The sequence below is a fragment of the Bradyrhizobium sp. CCGUVB14 genome, assembly GCF_024199935.1.
In the GTDB taxonomy this organism is placed as follows: Bacteria; Pseudomonadota; Alphaproteobacteria; order Rhizobiales; family Xanthobacteraceae; genus Bradyrhizobium.
Genome location: NZ_JANADS010000001.1, coordinates 1,312,195 through 1,327,406, shown reverse-complemented (window position 1 = coordinate 1,327,406; position 15,212 = coordinate 1,312,195). Strand labels below are relative to the sequence as shown.

Genomic DNA, 15,212 nt, shown 5'->3' with positions numbered 1-15,212 from the left:
CGTCCTTTGGCGTGCCCGATGTAAACCGCACGTTTTATGAAGCTTGATTTGTTTTCCTCACTTCTGGCGCTCCTTTCGCCTTGGACAGACAGAATGGCAACCGCCTAATTTTCTATGCCGGCATACAGAAATGGATGGCGCGGACCTACCCGAGGAGTGAACGTGGAGTTGCGGTGGGATGACCAATGGGTCTTATGCCGATATCGGCATAACGTGCATAATGCCGTAACCCGAATTATGCCGATGACCAACGTTGGCGGCTGTCAGAGCTGGTTCTGGCCGTTCGTCAGCTCGGCATAATCGGATTTATTACGCACAGCGAGTTCGGTCGCCTCTAACCCGGCAGAAATGGGGTGGGAAGCTGACGGTCATGTTTTTGAGTTTTGTTGGCAAAAGCAGCCATTACGCTCAATTGCTTTGCACTGTTCCAACCGGGAGCTTCCCGGCTTGATGAGCCAAACGTGGGCTATTAAATGTGCCGTCACCTTCGAGGGAGTTTGCCACATGATCGATATTGACAAGGTGAGGGCGGATACCCCCGCTTGCGAGCAAGTGCTGCATTTTAACAATGCGGGGGCTTCATTAATGCCTCGTCAGGTCTACGAGGCGGTCAAGGGCGTGTTGGATCTAGAAAACGGCGTGGGCGGCTACGAAGCCGAGCGGCGCCTAGCAGACGATTTGCAGGCATTTTACAGCGAATTCGCAGCCCTTTTGAATGCCAGGCCGGATGAAATCGCCTTTGTCGAAAACGCCACTCGTGCGTGGGATATGGCGTTCTATGCTCTCCCCCTCCAATCGGGCGACCGGGTCATTACACACGGTTCAGAATATGCGTCGAACTTCCTGGCATTTCTGCATCAGGCCAAAAGACGTGGGATCGAGATTGACATAGCGCCTTCCGACGAGAGCGGACAACTCGATGTCGCTGCGCTCGAAACTCTGATCAGGCCCGCCACAAAGCTTATCGCCATCACGCATGTCCCAACACAGGGTGGGCTGGTGAACCCGGCAGCCGCAGTTGGCCAAGTCGCCAAGAAGCACAACATCCTGTACCTGCTTGATGCATGCCAGTCAGTCGGCCAGCTTGAGGTGGATGTGAAGGCCATTGGTTGCGACATCCTTTCCGGCACCGGCCGCAAATTTCTGCGGGGGCCGCGCGGCACCGGCTTTCTCTATGTCAGCAACGCCATTGTCGAAAAACTCGACCCGCCATTTATCGACCTTCTGTCGGCCAACTGGACGACCAATGATCAGTACGAGCTGGCGGCGGGCGCAAAGCGTTTCGAGAACTGGGAAAGCTATGTCGGCGGCCGCGTCGGTCTCATGACTGCTGTCCGATATGCGCGGAGCATCGGCATCGCGGTGATCGAACAGCGCGTGTCGTCCTTGGCCGCCACGCTTCGGGATGCTCTTTGCGGTGAGGCGGGTGTTTCCGTTCATGACCTCGGGCGGACGAAGTGCGGCATCGTCACCTTCCAGAAGCAAGGTCTCGAACCGCAGAGCATTGCCGAGCGCCTGAGAGCCCAGCAGATCAACGTCTCGGTGTCCGGCGTGCCCTATGCCCGGCTTGATCTTGGCGAGCGGGGGCTCTCCTCGCTGGTTCGCGCCTCCGTGCACTACTTCAACACGGAGAAGGAGATCGAACGTTTCGTGGAAATAGTGTCCAGTCTTATTCCCACTTGATGGAGGGTGATGACTGCATTTGGCGCGCGAGATGATCCGGTTGACGACCTATCTAGGCCATAGCGATCCCTCCAACACATACCGGTATCTGGAAGCGGTCCCCGAACTGCTCGATTTGGCCATGGCGCGAGCGAGTGGCGACAGCAGGGAGGCAAGCCGATGAGCAACGCCACTTTGCCCGCGCTGATCCAGCGTTTCTTCACCGACCGACTGTGCGTGCAGATGGAAGCGAGCCGCCATACCGTGGCCGGCTATCGCGACACCTTCCGCCTTTTGTTGCGATAGGCAAGCGCCCGGCACGGTAAGCCGCCGGTCAAGCTGACGATCGAGGAGATTGATGCCGATCTCGTCGCCGACGTCCTCGTTCACACCGAGACTGCACGCGGCAACCGCGCGCGTAGCCGCAACACCCGATTGGCCGCGATCCGATCGTTCTTCCGGTACCTCGCCATGAGCGATCCGACCTGGTTGCTGCATTGCCACCGCATCCTCGCCATGCCGAATAAGCGCAATGTGCGGCGTGCGGTGACGTTCCTCGACGGAGAAGAGATCGCGGCCCTGCTGGCGGCGCCGGACCGCACGACGTGGACCGGACGTCGTGACCATGCGCTGCTTCTGCTTGCTGTGCAGACGGGTCTGCGGGCTTCCGAACTAGTACCTCGTCACAGTGTTTCTGACTGGTTGATTCCTAGCCAGTTCAGGATGGGCAAGTCTTCCGGAGCTACGAGGATTTGGATGCCTCTGGCGACGCCGGGTTGACGGCGAATGAGGCCGTTTCGTTCGAGGGTCATGATCATCTGGTGCACGGTAGGTGGTGTGACCTGAAAGTGGCGCTGCATGTCGGCCTCGGCGGGCGGGCGTCGGAACATGTGCGCGTAAGTGTAGATGAAGGCTAGGTATTGGCCCTGCTTGTCTGTGAAGACTTGAGCGCTGAGGCTGCGAGCGGCACCTGATTTTTGATTCATTTGTCGATTCATCCGGCTCTCCAACAAGGAGGTCGGGATGAATGTACGTTATCGGGTCGAATTGAGCCAAGCCGAACGCGACGAGCTTACCGCGATGTTGAGCAAGGGCAAACGGGCCGCCCGCAAGCTCAAGCGCGCCCAGATCTTGCTGGCGGCCGACTCCGGCTGCAGCGATGAAGAGATTGCCCGCACCGTAGCGGTGGGTGGTTCCACCGTGTACCGGACCAAGCGGCGCTTCGTGGAAGGCAATCTGGAGCAGGCGTTGAGCGAGGAGCCGCGGCCTGGCGCAGAGCGCAAGCTCACCGGCAAGGAGGAGGCGTTGCTGGTGGCAACGGCCTGCGCCAGTCCCCCGGAGGGCCGCGCTCGCTGGACGCTGGAGCTTTTGGCCGACGCCATGGTCAAGCTCACTGACCACGAGAGCCTGTCGGGCGAGACGGTGCGCCGGCGACTGGCCGAGAACGGTCTCAAGCCCTGGCGTCGGGACATGTGGTGCATTCCAAAGGTCGATGGCGAATACGTCGCCCGCATGGAAGACGTGCTCGACCTCTATGCCGAGGCGCCCGATCCAGACCGGCCGGTGGTCTGCTTCGACGAGAGCCCGCTCCAGCTCATCGGCGAGGTTCGCCAGCCGATCCCGGCCGAGCCGGGCCAGCTCGAACGCTACGATTGCGAGTATCGCCGCAATGGCACCGTCAATCTCTTCGTCTGCATCGACGTGCATCGACCCTGGCGCAAGGTCAAGGTCACCGAACGGCGGGCCGCGGAGGATTACGCCCACTGCATGCGCGAACTCGTCGATGTCCATTATCCCGACGCCGCGTGCATCCGCGTCGTGCAGGATAACCTGTCAACCCACGCGGCCGGCTCCCTCTATGAGGCCTTCGCCCCCGCCGAAGCCCGGCGGATTCTGCGCCGCCTGGAGTTCCACTACACCCCCAAGCATGCCAGTTGGCTCAACATGGTCGAGATCGAGATCGGCGTGCTGCGCGGGCAGTGCCTCGACCGCAGAATCGATGACCCAGACTGGCTCCGCCGCGAAATCGACGCCTGGGAACGACAACGAAACGCCGCCGGCGCCCAAATCAATTGGATGTTCACAACCGACAAAGCCCGCGCCAAAATGCGCCGCGCCTATCCCGTCACATCCAAAGAGTCATAATCACTGTGGCGAGGTACTAGTCGGCCTCAGATGCGGCGATCGGAACCGGCGCCCATATCCGTTGCATGGGGAAGGGGCGGAAATAACGTGCCACTCCGCTTCGCCGCGAGACGGCCAAGCTCCTGGCGAGTTGGATCGGCGACAACAAGGAGAGCAAACCGCTCTTCCCCTCGCTCCGCGGCGAAATTTTGAGCCGCGACGCTCTCGAGCATCTTGTCCGCAAGCACAGCCTGACTGCATCGAGGATGTGCCCAAGTATCGGAACCAAGCGGGTCACGCCCCATACTCTTCGTCACAGCACTGCGATGGACCTGCTCCATCACGGTGTCGACCCAGCGGTGATCGCACTCTGGCTCGGTCACGAAAACGTCGAGACCACCCAGGTCTACATCCATGCCGACATGAGGGCTGAAGGAGAAGGCGCTCGCCCGCGTTGCCGCCCCGGACACCCCCTCAAGCCGGTTCAGACCGGACGACCAGTTCCTCTCGTTCCTTGAGGCGCTCTGATTATGCCGAACTACCGCATGGCCGAAGCTAGGAGAACCAACCTCTAACGGACGCCATGCGGCATAATCAGGGTTACGGCATTATGGACCTTCTCGCGGTTTGTGAGGCCGCAGTTATCGATCATCCATTTCGATTCCATCTGGTCGAGCCGGCGCGAGCGGCAGCTTCGTTCTAAGGTTGCGAAGTGATCGAGGCCGAGCGTGTGACTTCGAATCGTAGATCGGCGCCTGAATTCGGCGTGTTCTTCTGTGGTGCTCTGCGAGAATCTTGTAGGCGTTCACACCGAGGACGTGGTGGCAAGAGTGCTCAGCAAGCAATGAACTGCAAAGAGCTCAACTCACTGGGAAGCGTACCGCGAAGAAAGCGGAGGCACTCTCAGCGCGCGCAACGGCCAGAACGTTAGACGTCGCATCGGGCGTCGAGGAGTCCGGCCGCCCGCATGCCTGCAAACAAAAGCCCTGGACCATCCCGTAAGGCCCGGGCCCGGCGGCCCCGTATCGACGGCGGGGCGTCGCAACGTCCCAGCTCGCTGACCCGTCCTAAAGCGGCAGCATCCGGTTCAACAGCTCGAGCAGCGTGCGCTTCTCGGTCTCGGTGAGCGGGGCCAGCATCTTCCGATTGTAGGGCTCCGTCAGCCTTGTCCCATCGGCAATGAGCTTTGCACCCTTCGGGGTAAGCACGAGCTCGACGGCGCGGCGGTCGGATTTCGAGCGGTTGCGCTTGATGAAGCCGGACGATTCGAGCTCGTTCAGGATCTTGATCAGGTTCGGCAGACGCAGCCGCAACAGGCTGGCAAGGCTGCTCGGGGGCACGCCGGGATTGTCGCGGATGACGACGAAGATCGCGTAGGTCGCGGGTGTGAGGCCGAGTGCGGCGAACTCTTCGTAGAAGCCCTCGAAGAACTTCAGCTGGGCAAGGCGCAGCATGAAGCCGGGCGTCCGCTGCAGCGCGCGCAGGTCTAGCGAGGTTTCGCTCTGCTGGGCGGACTTCGCTCCGGGTCTCAGGGGTTTCGAGCTCATGATTTTCCATCCGCGGCAGCCATCGGCTGATGGCCGAATTGACACTCTCAAAAATAGATATAAAATATAACTATTATTCAGCGGCACCAAGACCGCTTTGGGAGGGATACAATGAACAGCAAATTCCTGCACAAATTGTGCATTTGGGCCGTAGCACTGACCGCGACGCCGGCATTCGCCCAGGACGCGGTGAAGATCGGCATCCTGAACGACCAATCCGGTCCGTTCGCGAGCTATCAGGGCGTCGGCTCTGTCGTCGCCGCAAAGATGGCCGTCGAGGACTATGGCGGAAAGGCCGGCGGCAAGCCGGTCGAGGTCGTCGCAGCCGATCACCAGAACAAGACCGACATCGGCATCGGCATCGCCCGGCGCTGGTACGAGAACGAGGGCGTCGATGCGATCTTCGACATTCCGAACTCGTCGATCGCGCTTGCGGTAGCCGGCATGAGCGCCGAGAAGAACAAGGCGTTCGTCGGATCGGGCGCCGGCACGGTGCTGCTGACCGGCGAGAAGTGCACACCGAACACGGTGCACTGGACCTACGACACCTATGCCTACGGCCGCGGCCTCGGCAAGGCGATCGTGCAGCAGGGCGGCAAGAAGTGGTTCTTCATCACCGCCGACTATGCATTCGGCCATGACCTGGAGAAGCAGGCCGCGGAGGCGGTGAAGGCCTCCGGCGGCGAGGTGCTCGGCAGCGTGCGGCATCCGTTGGGAACGGCCGATTACGCCTCGTTCCTGCTCCAGGCCCAGGCCTCGGGCGCCAATGTGGTCGGCTTTGCCAATGCCGGCGACGACACCATCACGTCGATGAAGCAGGCCGCCGAGTTTGGACTGACCAAGGACCACAAGCTGGTCGGGTTGATCCTGGGCATGAACGGCCTTCCCGCGCTCGGCCTGAAGTTTGCGCAAGGCGCGCAGATCATGAATCCGTTCTACTGGGATCTGAACGACGGCACGCGCGCCTTCGCAAAACGCTTCGCCGAACGCATTCCCTCCAAGGCCTATCCGAACGACATGCAGGCCGGCGTCTATGCCTCGGTCATTCACTATCTCAAGGCGGTGGACAAGGTCGGTAGTGCCAAGGACGGCAAGGCCGTCGTCGCCGCGATGAAGGAGATGCCGACCGACGATCCGCTGTTCGGCAAGGGCTATATCCGCAAGGACGGACGCAAGATCCACCCGCTCTACCTGCTCCAGGTCAAGGCGCCCGAAGAGTCGAAATCCGCCTGGGATCTGCTGAAGGTCGTCGCGACCATCAAGGGCGAGGACGCCTTCCGCCCCGAGAGCGAAGGCCAATGCCCCCTCAGCAAGCAATAGACGCGGAGCCGGCGATGAGCGGCATTGCATCCAGCCCGGTCGATCCGTTCGCCCCGGACTTCCTGACGGACCCCTATCCGGCCTACGAGGCGCTGCGCGCGCGCGGGCCGGTCTTCACGCTGGAGCGCTACGGCGTATGGGCGATGGCCGGCTATGGTGAGGTCGAGCCGGCCCTGAAGGACTGGAAGACGTTCATCAGCGGCGAGGGCGTCGGACTGCACGGGATGAACCCTGCGCTGCCAAAGCCGCTCACGCTGCAGATCGATCCGCCCGACCACGACAAGGGCCGGCGGGTGCTCGGCCGCACGCTGTCTCCTGGCGTCGCCAGGAAGCTGCGCGAGACGTTCCAGCATGAGGCGGAGAAGAAGGTCACCGAGCTGATCGACAAGGGCTCGTTCGATGCCGTCACCGACCTTGCCGAGGCTTACCCGATGAAAGTGTTTCCGGATGCGATCGGCATCCGGCCGGACGGCCGCGACAAGCTGCTGGCCTGGAGCACCTTCGTGTTCAACAGCTTCGGCCCGGAGAACGAGATACTCGTCGAAACGCGCAAGACGGGCCTGGCCGCCCAGAGTTGGATCATGGAATGTTGTGCCCGGGATGCGTTGCGCCCCGACGGGCTCGGCATGATGATCTACCAGGCCGCCGACGAGGGCGAGATCACGGAGCACGAAGCCACGCATCTGGTGCGGCCGTTCCTCACCGCGGGCATCGACACCACCGTCAACGGCATCGGCAATACCCTGCTCGCACTCGCCACGCATCCGGATGAATATCGCAAGCTCCACCAAAAGCCGGAGCTGGCGCGCAACGCTTTTGAGGAAGGCCTGCGCTATGATTCACCGGTGCAGACGTTCTTTCGCACCACCTCGCGCGACGTCGAGATCGGCGGCGGCGTCATCCCTGCCCACCGCAAGGTGCTGCTGTTCATGGCCTCCGCCAACCGCGATCCTGCGCGCTGGCGCGATCCGGATCGGTTCGACGTCGAGCGGGTCGCGACCGGCCATGTCGGCTTCGGCGCCGGCGTTCACGCCTGCGTCGGCCAGATGATCGCGCGCCTGGAAGGCGAATTGATCTTCGGCGAACTCGCCAGGCGCGTGAAGGCGATCGAGCTCACGGCAGAGCCGAAACGCAGGCTCAACAATTCCCTGCGCGGACTGGAGAGCATGCCGGTTCGCGTGACGGCGGCATGAGCTGTATCACGCGCGGCCGGCCACCCTTTAAGGCCAAACTACCGCGACGACCTTTGGCCAGTTGTGAAGCTTCTGGATCAAGGAAAAAGTGCCGGGCTGTTGCAACCTGAGCTGCAACAGCCCGGCAAGTCTTGGGAGGAACAACACAGACATCTGCGATTATTCCAGGCGTCGTGTGAACGAGTTACGATCACGGCTGAAGCTAAGAAAACGGCAAATCCTTTGAGACACTAATCCACTGTGAAGTAGGCTTAGTTCCCCTTCCAATTCGGCTTGCGCTTCTCCGCAAAGGCCTGTGGTCCTTCCACCGCATCCGCAGAAGCGAGCATCACCTTCATAGCCGGGTATTCCCACTCCTCTGAAATTCCCTCGGAAATGGAACGTGATAGCCCTCGGAGAACCGCCTCCTTAGTGGCTCGGACCGACATGGGACTGCAGGCAAGGATCTCCTCAGCCCAGCGTCTGGCGGCATCCAGAACGTCCCCGCTCACCACCTCGTTGACGAGACCTAACGAGAACGCTTCCTCCGCGCTGACCCGGCGTCCCGTCAGCATCATGCCCATCGCTCGCTTGAGGCCGATCTCCCGAGGGAGCCGCTGAATTCCTCCGGCCAGCGCGGCCAGGCCGACTCGCGGCTCTGGCAGGGCGAACACGGCGTTCTCGGAGGCGACCACGATGTCGCATGCAAGCGCGATCTCAAATCCGCCCCCCATCGCGATTCCGTTGACTGCTGCGATCACCGGCTTGGCCAAGTCAAAGCGCCTCGTCAAGCCGCCGAAACCCTTGGGCGGGGTTGCAAGTCCCCCGCCAGAAGCTTGTTGTTTGAGATCATGCCCTGCACAGAACGCTTTCGGTCCGGCCCCCGTGATGATCGCCACCCACTGCTCGTCGTCGGAAGCAAATTTGTCGAAGACGTCCTCAAGCTCGGCGTGGCAATCAGCATTCAAGGCGTTATGTGCCTCAGGCCGATCAATCGTGACGATTGTGCATCTGCCCTCGCGGGCGACCTTGACATGTTCGTACGTCATTGCGGCTTTAGCCTTTCGAAGTGGAATATGCCGATGGCAATCGGGAGATGGACAGCAGTCGTCCGAGACGACCAGTTTGCAGACAATCAAGTTTCAGCAACTCGATTATCAGCGCAGAGTTTCTTGGCTCCTCGCGATCAAAACCCTCTGATAGTCGCGAATTCCGACAAGTCGGCGCGATCCGCGCGCAGACTGTTGATAGGATGTGCTGGATCTTTGTAACCCAGAGCCATGCCACAAAAGAGCATGAGATGGGGAGGCAAGCCGATGAACTCCGCAACGGTCTCGTGCCAGAGCGCCCAAGCTTCCTGCGGGCAAGTGCTCAACCCCTTCTCCAGCGCGAGCAGCATAACGGATTGCATGTACATGCCGAGATCTGCCCATTGCCCAGGTTCCATTTGGCGATCGATGGCGAAAAACAGGCCGACTGGCGCACCGAAGAAGCTGAAGTTCTTAGCAAGCTGATTGAGACGCGCAGCTTTGTCTTCGCGCGGAATCCCGATCGAGCGATAGAGATCCTCGCCGTTCTTGAAGCGTCGGCTTCTATACGGCTCCTTCAGTTCTGGTGGATAGATATTGTATTCCGGCTTCTCGCCCTTCGGATTGATCTTGATCCGCTCGGCCATTAGCGCCTTGAATCGAGCGAGTTCTTGACCTCCTAGAGCCCAGACATGCCAAGGCTGTAGATTGCCGCCGGAAGGTGAACGGCTGGCCGCAAGCAGGATGTCTTCGACGACCTCGCCGGGGACGGGAACGTCCAAGAATGCCCGCACGGAGGTGCGCGAGTTCAACGCGTCCGAAACTCTCATGAAACTTTCTCCAAAGACTTATCGAGAAAACTCGTCATCCAATCCGGACGACCATCTTTCCTAGAGCCGAGCGCGTCGTCATCGCTTTGAACGCTTCGTGGAATTCCTCAAACGCAAAGACCCGTCCCACCACAGGAGCAAGCGTCTTCTCGCTCAACCAAGTGAACAGCTGGGCGATGACGAGGTCTCTCACATCCGGCTCGCGACGACCAATCTGTGCCAGGTCGACACCCAGCAGCGCGCCCCCCTTCAGAAGGGGCAGATTGAACCGCAGCGCCGGAATCGTCCCTGAAGCAAAGCCGATCACCAGGTGCCGTCCGTTCCAGGCGATCGAACGGAAGGCCTGCAGGCTCAGATCTCCGCCAATGGGATCATAGATCACGTCCGCCCCGTGACCGCCGGTGAGTTCCTTAAGTTCGTCGCGCCACCCTTCACGCGTATAGTCCAGGCCCGCATCTGCACCATGACTGATCGCAAATTGTCGTTTCTCCTCAGTCGAAGCTGCCGCAATGACGCGGGCTCCCAGCAACTTTCCAACCTGGACAGCGGCTATTCCGACCCCACCCGCGGCTCCCAAAACCAGAAGTGTCTCGCCTCTTTGTAGCTTTCCCCGAGCGCTGAGCGCGTACAGTGCTGTCAGGTAGTTAGCGAAGAACGAGGCGCCGACCTCCGGCTCTATGCCCTTCGGCGTGAAAAAAAGGTCTTCGGCTGGCACGCAAATATACTCGGCAAGGCCGCCATTTCTGACCATCCCGATGACCGGTTTACCGGGTGCGAAGCCCTTAGCATCTTCCGCCGCCTCGTCGACGACGCCCGCAAACTCCGACCCCGGCGTAAATGGCAGAGGATCCTTGGTCTGATACAGCCCCTGCACCTTCAAGCCGTCCACGAAACCGACGGCGGCTGCTTGAATTCGAACGCGGACCATTCCCGGCGACAATTCAGGTTTGGCCACTTCCTTGATGGCGATATTTTCGATGCGATCGTAGTTTTCGACCAGGACTGCTTTCATGACATCCTCTTGAGCGAGCGCCGATCTCGATCGGCCGTCGAATTCGCGCGATTAAGTGCAGAGATCTCCAAACTCTAGAGGGCCCGAGAGATCACCTCCTTCATCATTTCGCTGGTTCCGCCATAGATACGCTGCACGCGTGCGTCGGCATACATCCGTGCAATAAGGTACTCGTTCATGAAGCCGTATCCGCCGTGCAACTGCAAACACTCGTCGATGACCTTACCCTGTTGCTCCGATGCCCAGAGCTTGGCCATCGAGGCTGTTGCCGCATCGAGCGTGCCGGAAACCAGCGCCTCGACGCATTCGTCGACAAAGCTGCGCGTGACTTTCGTGATCGTTGCCAACTCGGCCAGCCGGTACTTTGTGTTCTGGTAGTCAGCGATCGACTTTCCGAACGCCTTGCGTTCCCGAACAAAGGCAAGCGTCGCCTCGAGTGCGCCCTCCATTGCCGCCACCGCCATGACGCCGATGATCGTGCGTTCATAGGGCAAGTCCGACATCAATTGGTAGAAGCCACGACCTTCCACTCCACCGAGCAAGTTTGAGGCTGGCACGACGACCTCGTCAAAGAACAGCTCGGAAGTATCCTGGGCCTTCAGTCCGAGCTTATCAAGCAAGCGTCCGACCCTGAAGCCTGGAGCTTTTGCTGTCTCAACCAGGATGATCGACATTCCGCTCGCCCGCTCGGCCGGATCGGTCTTCGCAACGACGAGCACCAGGCCGGCAAGAAGACCGTTGGAAATGAACGTCTTTGAGCCGTTGATCACGTAGTCATCGCCGCGCTTCTCAGCACGGGTTCGAATGGACTGGAGATCCGAGCCAGCACCCGGCTCGGTCATCGCGATGGCTCCGACGAGTTCTCCGCTCGCCAAGCGCGGCAGGTATTCGCGTTTTTGCTCCTCGGTGCCATGGTTCAGCACATAATGCGCGACGATCGTGTGGACGGAGGGATTCATGCCCGTCAGGCCGCGGCGCGCCATTGCATCGTAAAAGATAGCTTCGTGCCGAAAATCGCCTCCGGCGCCGCCATATTCGGTCGGGATGTCTGAACAGAGAAGTCCAAGCGCGCCGGCCTTAAGCCAGAGTTCGTGCCCGACATTCCCTCGCGCGCGGGCCTCTTCGTCAAATGGCGCCATTTCCTTGTCGACGAAGCGGGTGACCGTTTCGCGATACATCTCAAGGTCGGAATCGAGCCAGGAGGGTCGATAGTCAATCATGCGCCTACTCGTCGTTCCTATGAAAGCAACCATCGCTTTCGCTTCCGGCTGGGTTCCGCATTTTCATCCAAACGTGATCGATTGAACCCGCCGCGCACTTCTTCGACAAAGCTTCGATTTCATCTGCTGTCGAAAGCATGCGCGACGGTTCTCTGCGTGGGGGTCTATTCCGTGTCCCCGTTGATCACGGCTCCGAAGAGCTCCCACTTTTCGCCGCTAAACCGCATCAACCGAAGTTGGCTGATCGGAGCAAAGTCGGTCGGCGAGGTGTTCACGTAGATTCCCGGCAAGAGCGCCTCGGTCCGCCAATCCTTCAGGTTCGCAGCCTGCTTCATGACGTTCTCGCGGGTGAGGTCGTCGCCGCATTGCTTCAACGTCTGGGCCAGCGTCTCCGCAAGCGCGTAGCCGGTGATCAGCAAGACGTCGCGCTTGTTGCCTTCGGGATAGTACTTGCTCAGAAAGCCCTGAAACTCCTTCATGCCGGGGTCATTGTCCCACTGCGGATCCGCCGGGTCTTTCAAGTAGGTGGCGGAGATGATGCCCTGTGCGTTCTCAAAGCCAGCAGGTTTGATCACGCTGCCGACCGACGCCGAGACGTTGCTCAGGATGTGCAGCGGCTTCCAGTCGACTTCGGCAATCTTCTTGATTGCTTGGGCCGCAAATTTGGGCGAACTGATATCGACCAGTGTATCGGCACCCGTCGCCTTGAGCTTGACGATGTGACTGTCGATCGTCGGCTCTGATGTTTCGTAGCTTTCCTCGGCGATGATCTGAGCACCGAGCTTGTCCTTGAGACCCTTCAGGTAGTCCTTTCCGAGATCGTCGTTCTGATAGAAAACGGCGACTTTGGCGTTTGGCTTTTCCTTGAGGATGTACTTCGCGTAGGCGCGAGCCTCGCTCTGGTAGGAGGGTTGCCAGCCTGTGGTCCAGGGGAAGTTCTTGGGGTCGTTGAACTTGGTCGCCCCCGCCGCCACGAACAGCTGCGGAACCTTCTTGGAGTTGAGATATTTCTGGATGGCCGTGTTGTTGGCTGTGCCCAGTGGATCGAAAATGAGCAGCACTTCGTCGCTCTCGACCAGCTTGCGCGTCTGCTCGACGGCCTTCGGAGGCGAGTACGCATCGTCATAGCTGATGAAGTTGACTTTGCGGCCGTTGATCCCGCCCTTGTCGTTGATCATCTTGAAGTATGCGGCCTCCACCTGGCCGATGACGCCGTAGGCAGATCCCGGACCGCTGTACGGCATGAGATTACCGACCTTGATCTCGGTGTCGTTGGCCCCCGTATCATACTTCTTCTGGGCGAGCGCGGTGCCCGACGCGAGCGCGATCACTGCTGTTGCCAGAGCGGTCGTCCCTATAATCCTAGCAAGCATATGAAGTCTCCTTGTGAGTTTCACTTCTGTTTTAGTTTGGCGACCCAGCCTTGGCTTAGGATCGCGACCTGCCTTGCGCCATGTGGCACAAGATAGATGACGAGAAACAAGAGGACGCCGAACACGGCGCCGGAGAGACCCTTGGAGATGCCCTCCGCGATGTTTGGCACGAATATGATGAAGGCGGCGCCGACGATCGAGCCCGGCAGCCAGCCGACGCCGCCAACGACCATTCCGAGGAACAGCTGGATCGCGAGCGTGATGGTGAAGCTGTCGGGTGCGACGAACTGCACGGCGATCGCACTGAGGCCGCCGGCGACGCCAGTGATGGCGGCCGAAACGCCGAAGGCCAGTGTCTTGTACAGCGCGACGTTGATGCCCATGGCGGAGGCCGCGATCTCGTTGTCGCGGATCGCCATGAAGGCGCGGCCCGAGCGGGAGCGCAGCAGGTTGACCGCGCAGATGTAGATCGCGAGCACGACGACGAGCGTGAAGTAGTACAGCCACATGTCCTGCGACATCTTCAGCCCGAACGGCGCGTCGGGCTTGGTGACGACGAGGCCCTGCACGCCGCCGGTCCAGTGCTCGAGGAAGTTCAGCTTGAGCAGCTGCGGCATCGCGGTGGCGAGCGCGAAGGTCGCAAGCGCCAGGTACACGCCGGAGAGCCGCAGCGCCGGCTGGCCGAACAGGAATCCTGCGCCGAAGCAGAGCACGGCCGCGACCGGCAGGCACAGGAAGTAGGGGACGTTGAATTGCTCCATCATGACCGCGGTGACGTAGGCGCCGATGGCGTAGAACGCGCTCTGGCCGAGCGAGAACTGGCCGCTTCCGCCGGTCAGGATGTTCAGCGCCAGCACGGCAAGACCCAGATAGAGCAGCTGGGTCAGCTGGAAGATCACGAAGTTCTTCGCGAACAGGGGAACGGCGATGAGAAGCAACAGCACCACCACCGAGGTGCCTGTGCCCAGCGTCATGGCCCGCTTCGGAACGGCCTCGACCGCCTCGTTGCCTTCGGCGACGACTTCTTCTGCTGCGCTCATGATCAAACTCGCTTGACGATGTGCCGGCCGAACAGGCCAGCGGGTTTGACGACCAGGACGGAGATGATCAGCGCGAGCGCGATCGGGAGTTTCAGCTCGTTGCCGACGCCGGGGATGTAGGTGCCGGCGAGGTTCTCGAAGATGCCCATCAGGAAGCCGCCGACGACGGCGCCGAACGGGCTGGTCAATCCGCCGAGCACGGCGGCTGCAAAACCGTAGATCAGCACGCCGCCCATCATGTTGGGCTCCAGGAACACGACCGGGGCAATCAGCATGCCGGCGATCGCGCCGATCGCGGTCGCCATGCCCCAGCCGAGCGCAATCATCCAGCTGGTGTTGATGCCGACGAGGCGTGCCGATTCAGGCACCGAGGCAGCCGCGCGCATCGCAAGGCCGATCCTTGTGTACTGGAAGAAGAAATACAGGCCGAGCAGCAGCAGCACGGTGACGCCGATCATGCCGGCCTGATGGGTCGAGATCAGCTGGCTGCCGAGGAACGGCGAGGAGCCGAACGGGGTCGGATATTGCTTGATGGTGAAGTCCCAGAGCAGGCCGGCCGAGGAGTTGATGATCGCGTACAGTGCGATGAAGCCGGCGACGTTGGTCAGCACCGGCGCTTTCGCAAGCGGCTTGAACAGGATGCGCTCGATGGCAATGCCGGCGACAAAGGAGAACGCCAGCGTGATGATGAAGGCGCCCCAATAGGGCACGCCCCATTGCATCAGCTGCCAGGAGATGAAGGTCGAGTACATCGCCATCTCGCCCTGCGCGAAGTTGAGATGGTCGATGGCCTGGTAGATCATGACCACGGCGAGCGCCATGCAGGCGTAGATCGCGCCCGTGGCGATGCCGGCCAGGACCTGGTTGGTGAACAGCTCCATTGT

Annotated in this window: 15 protein-coding genes; 6 read left to right on the top strand and 9 right to left on the bottom strand. The window is 60.6% G+C overall.

What is annotated here, in order from left to right; translation table 11 throughout:
- Positions 1–504: 504 nt before the first annotated feature.
- Complete coding sequence (locus tag NLM32_RS06340) at positions 505–1,683, top strand: aminotransferase class V-fold PLP-dependent enzyme (protein WP_254128381.1); 1,179 nt, start codon at positions 505–507, stop codon at positions 1,681–1,683.
- A gap of 318 nt (positions 1,684–2,001) precedes the next feature.
- Positions 2,002–2,442 carry a hypothetical protein gene (locus NLM32_RS06335; RefSeq protein ID WP_256568394.1) on the top strand — a complete coding sequence of 147 codons (441 nt, stop codon included), beginning with the start codon at positions 2,002–2,004 and terminating at the stop codon, positions 2,440–2,442.
- On the opposite strand, the gene NLM32_RS06330 is transcribed toward NLM32_RS06335, so the two are convergent.
- Positions 2,346–2,660 carry a LexA family transcriptional regulator gene (locus NLM32_RS06330; RefSeq protein WP_254128380.1) on the bottom strand — a complete coding sequence of 105 codons (315 nt, stop codon included), beginning with the start codon at positions 2,658–2,660 and terminating at the stop codon, positions 2,346–2,348. The genes NLM32_RS06335 and NLM32_RS06330 overlap by 97 nt on opposite strands.
- Before the next feature lie 25 nt (positions 2,661–2,685).
- On the opposite strand from NLM32_RS06330, the gene NLM32_RS06325 reads away from it, so the two are divergent.
- Both NLM32_RS06325 and NLM32_RS06320 read left to right on the top strand, forming a co-directional pair.
- Positions 2,686–3,807, top strand: a complete 1,122-nt coding sequence (locus NLM32_RS06325; RefSeq protein ID WP_254128379.1) for an IS630 family transposase — start codon at positions 2,686–2,688, stop codon at positions 3,805–3,807.
- A 122-nt stretch (positions 3,808–3,929) separates the two neighbouring features.
- Complete coding sequence (locus NLM32_RS06320) at positions 3,930–4,304, top strand: tyrosine-type recombinase/integrase (RefSeq protein ID WP_256568393.1); 375 nt, start codon at positions 3,930–3,932, stop codon at positions 4,302–4,304.
- Positions 4,305–4,853: 549 nt separating this feature from the next.
- Here the strand turns inward: NLM32_RS06320 and NLM32_RS06315 are convergent.
- Entirely contained in the window at positions 4,854–5,333 is a 480-nt protein-coding gene (locus tag NLM32_RS06315; protein WP_254128378.1) for a MarR family winged helix-turn-helix transcriptional regulator, read from the bottom strand.
- A gap of 111 nt (positions 5,334–5,444) precedes the next feature.
- Between NLM32_RS06315 and NLM32_RS06310 the strand changes: the two genes are divergently transcribed.
- Both NLM32_RS06310 and NLM32_RS06305 read left to right on the top strand, forming a co-directional pair.
- Positions 5,445–6,653 (top strand): ABC transporter substrate-binding protein, encoded by a 1,209-nt coding sequence (locus NLM32_RS06310; protein WP_254128377.1) that lies wholly within the window; start codon positions 5,445–5,447, stop codon positions 6,651–6,653.
- Between the two features lie 14 nt (positions 6,654–6,667).
- On the top strand, positions 6,668–7,846 hold the full coding sequence (locus NLM32_RS06305; RefSeq protein ID WP_254128376.1) for a cytochrome P450: 1,179 nt from the start codon (positions 6,668–6,670) through the stop codon (positions 7,844–7,846).
- 251 nt (positions 7,847–8,097) lie between these two features.
- Here NLM32_RS06305 and NLM32_RS06300 read toward each other — a convergent pair whose 3' ends face one another.
- The 7 genes from NLM32_RS06300 to NLM32_RS06270 all read right to left on the bottom strand — a co-directional run bounded on the left by NLM32_RS06300 (position 8,098) and on the right by NLM32_RS06270 (position 15,209).
- A complete protein-coding gene (locus NLM32_RS06300; protein ID WP_254128375.1) occupies positions 8,098–8,874 on the bottom strand; it encodes an enoyl-CoA hydratase-related protein in 777 nt (258 codons plus the stop codon).
- Between the two features lie 137 nt (positions 8,875–9,011).
- The gene (locus NLM32_RS06295; RefSeq protein WP_254128374.1) at positions 9,012–9,683 is read right to left on the bottom strand and encodes a nitroreductase; all 672 of its coding nucleotides are present in this window, start codon (positions 9,681–9,683) and stop codon (positions 9,012–9,014) included.
- A gap of 34 nt (positions 9,684–9,717) precedes the next feature.
- Positions 9,718–10,695, bottom strand: a complete 978-nt coding sequence (locus NLM32_RS06290; protein ID WP_254099525.1) for an NADPH:quinone oxidoreductase family protein — start codon at positions 10,693–10,695, stop codon at positions 9,718–9,720.
- A gap of 74 nt (positions 10,696–10,769) precedes the next feature.
- Positions 10,770–11,915, bottom strand: a complete 1,146-nt coding sequence (locus NLM32_RS06285; protein WP_254128373.1) for an acyl-CoA dehydrogenase family protein — start codon at positions 11,913–11,915, stop codon at positions 10,770–10,772.
- Positions 11,916–12,079: 164 nt separating this feature from the next.
- On the bottom strand, positions 12,080–13,288 hold the full coding sequence (locus NLM32_RS06280; protein WP_254128372.1) for an ABC transporter substrate-binding protein: 1,209 nt from the start codon (positions 13,286–13,288) through the stop codon (positions 12,080–12,082).
- Between the two features lie 20 nt (positions 13,289–13,308).
- Positions 13,309–14,328, bottom strand: coding sequence for a branched-chain amino acid ABC transporter permease (locus tag NLM32_RS06275; RefSeq protein ID WP_254128371.1), 1,020 nt, complete (start codon positions 14,326–14,328; stop codon positions 13,309–13,311).
- A 2-nt stretch (positions 14,329–14,330) separates the two neighbouring features.
- The gene (locus tag NLM32_RS06270; RefSeq protein WP_254128370.1) at positions 14,331–15,209 is read right to left on the bottom strand and encodes a branched-chain amino acid ABC transporter permease; all 879 of its coding nucleotides are present in this window, start codon (positions 15,207–15,209) and stop codon (positions 14,331–14,333) included.
- Positions 15,210–15,212 lie beyond the last annotated feature (3 nt).

Coding starts and splice junctions, on each gene's coding strand:
- NLM32_RS06340 (WP_254128381.1), top strand. CDS start 505: ATGATCGATATTGACAAGGTGAGGGCGGATACCCCCGCTTGCGAGCAA.
- NLM32_RS06330 (WP_254128380.1), bottom strand. CDS start 2,660: ATGAATCGACAAATGAATCAAAAATCAGGTGCCGCTCGCAGCCTCAGC.
- NLM32_RS06325 (WP_254128379.1), top strand. CDS start 2,686: ATGAATGTACGTTATCGGGTCGAATTGAGCCAAGCCGAACGCGACGAG.
- NLM32_RS06315 (WP_254128378.1), bottom strand. CDS start 5,333: ATGAGCTCGAAACCCCTGAGACCCGGAGCGAAGTCCGCCCAGCAGAGC.
- NLM32_RS06310 (WP_254128377.1), top strand. CDS start 5,445: ATGAACAGCAAATTCCTGCACAAATTGTGCATTTGGGCCGTAGCACTG.
- NLM32_RS06305 (WP_254128376.1), top strand. CDS start 6,668: ATGAGCGGCATTGCATCCAGCCCGGTCGATCCGTTCGCCCCGGACTTC.
- NLM32_RS06300 (WP_254128375.1), bottom strand. CDS start 8,874: ATGACGTACGAACATGTCAAGGTCGCCCGCGAGGGCAGATGCACAATC.
- NLM32_RS06295 (WP_254128374.1), bottom strand. CDS start 9,683: ATGAGAGTTTCGGACGCGTTGAACTCGCGCACCTCCGTGCGGGCATTC.
- NLM32_RS06290 (WP_254099525.1), bottom strand. CDS start 10,695: ATGAAAGCAGTCCTGGTCGAAAACTACGATCGCATCGAAAATATCGCC.
- NLM32_RS06285 (WP_254128373.1), bottom strand. CDS start 11,915: ATGATTGACTATCGACCCTCCTGGCTCGATTCCGACCTTGAGATGTAT.
- NLM32_RS06280 (WP_254128372.1), bottom strand. CDS start 13,288: ATGCTTGCTAGGATTATAGGGACGACCGCTCTGGCAACAGCAGTGATC.
- NLM32_RS06275 (WP_254128371.1), bottom strand. CDS start 14,328: ATGAGCGCAGCAGAAGAAGTCGTCGCCGAAGGCAACGAGGCGGTCGAG.
- NLM32_RS06270 (WP_254128370.1), bottom strand. CDS start 15,209: ATGGAGCTGTTCACCAACCAGGTCCTGGCCGGCATCGCCACGGGCGCG.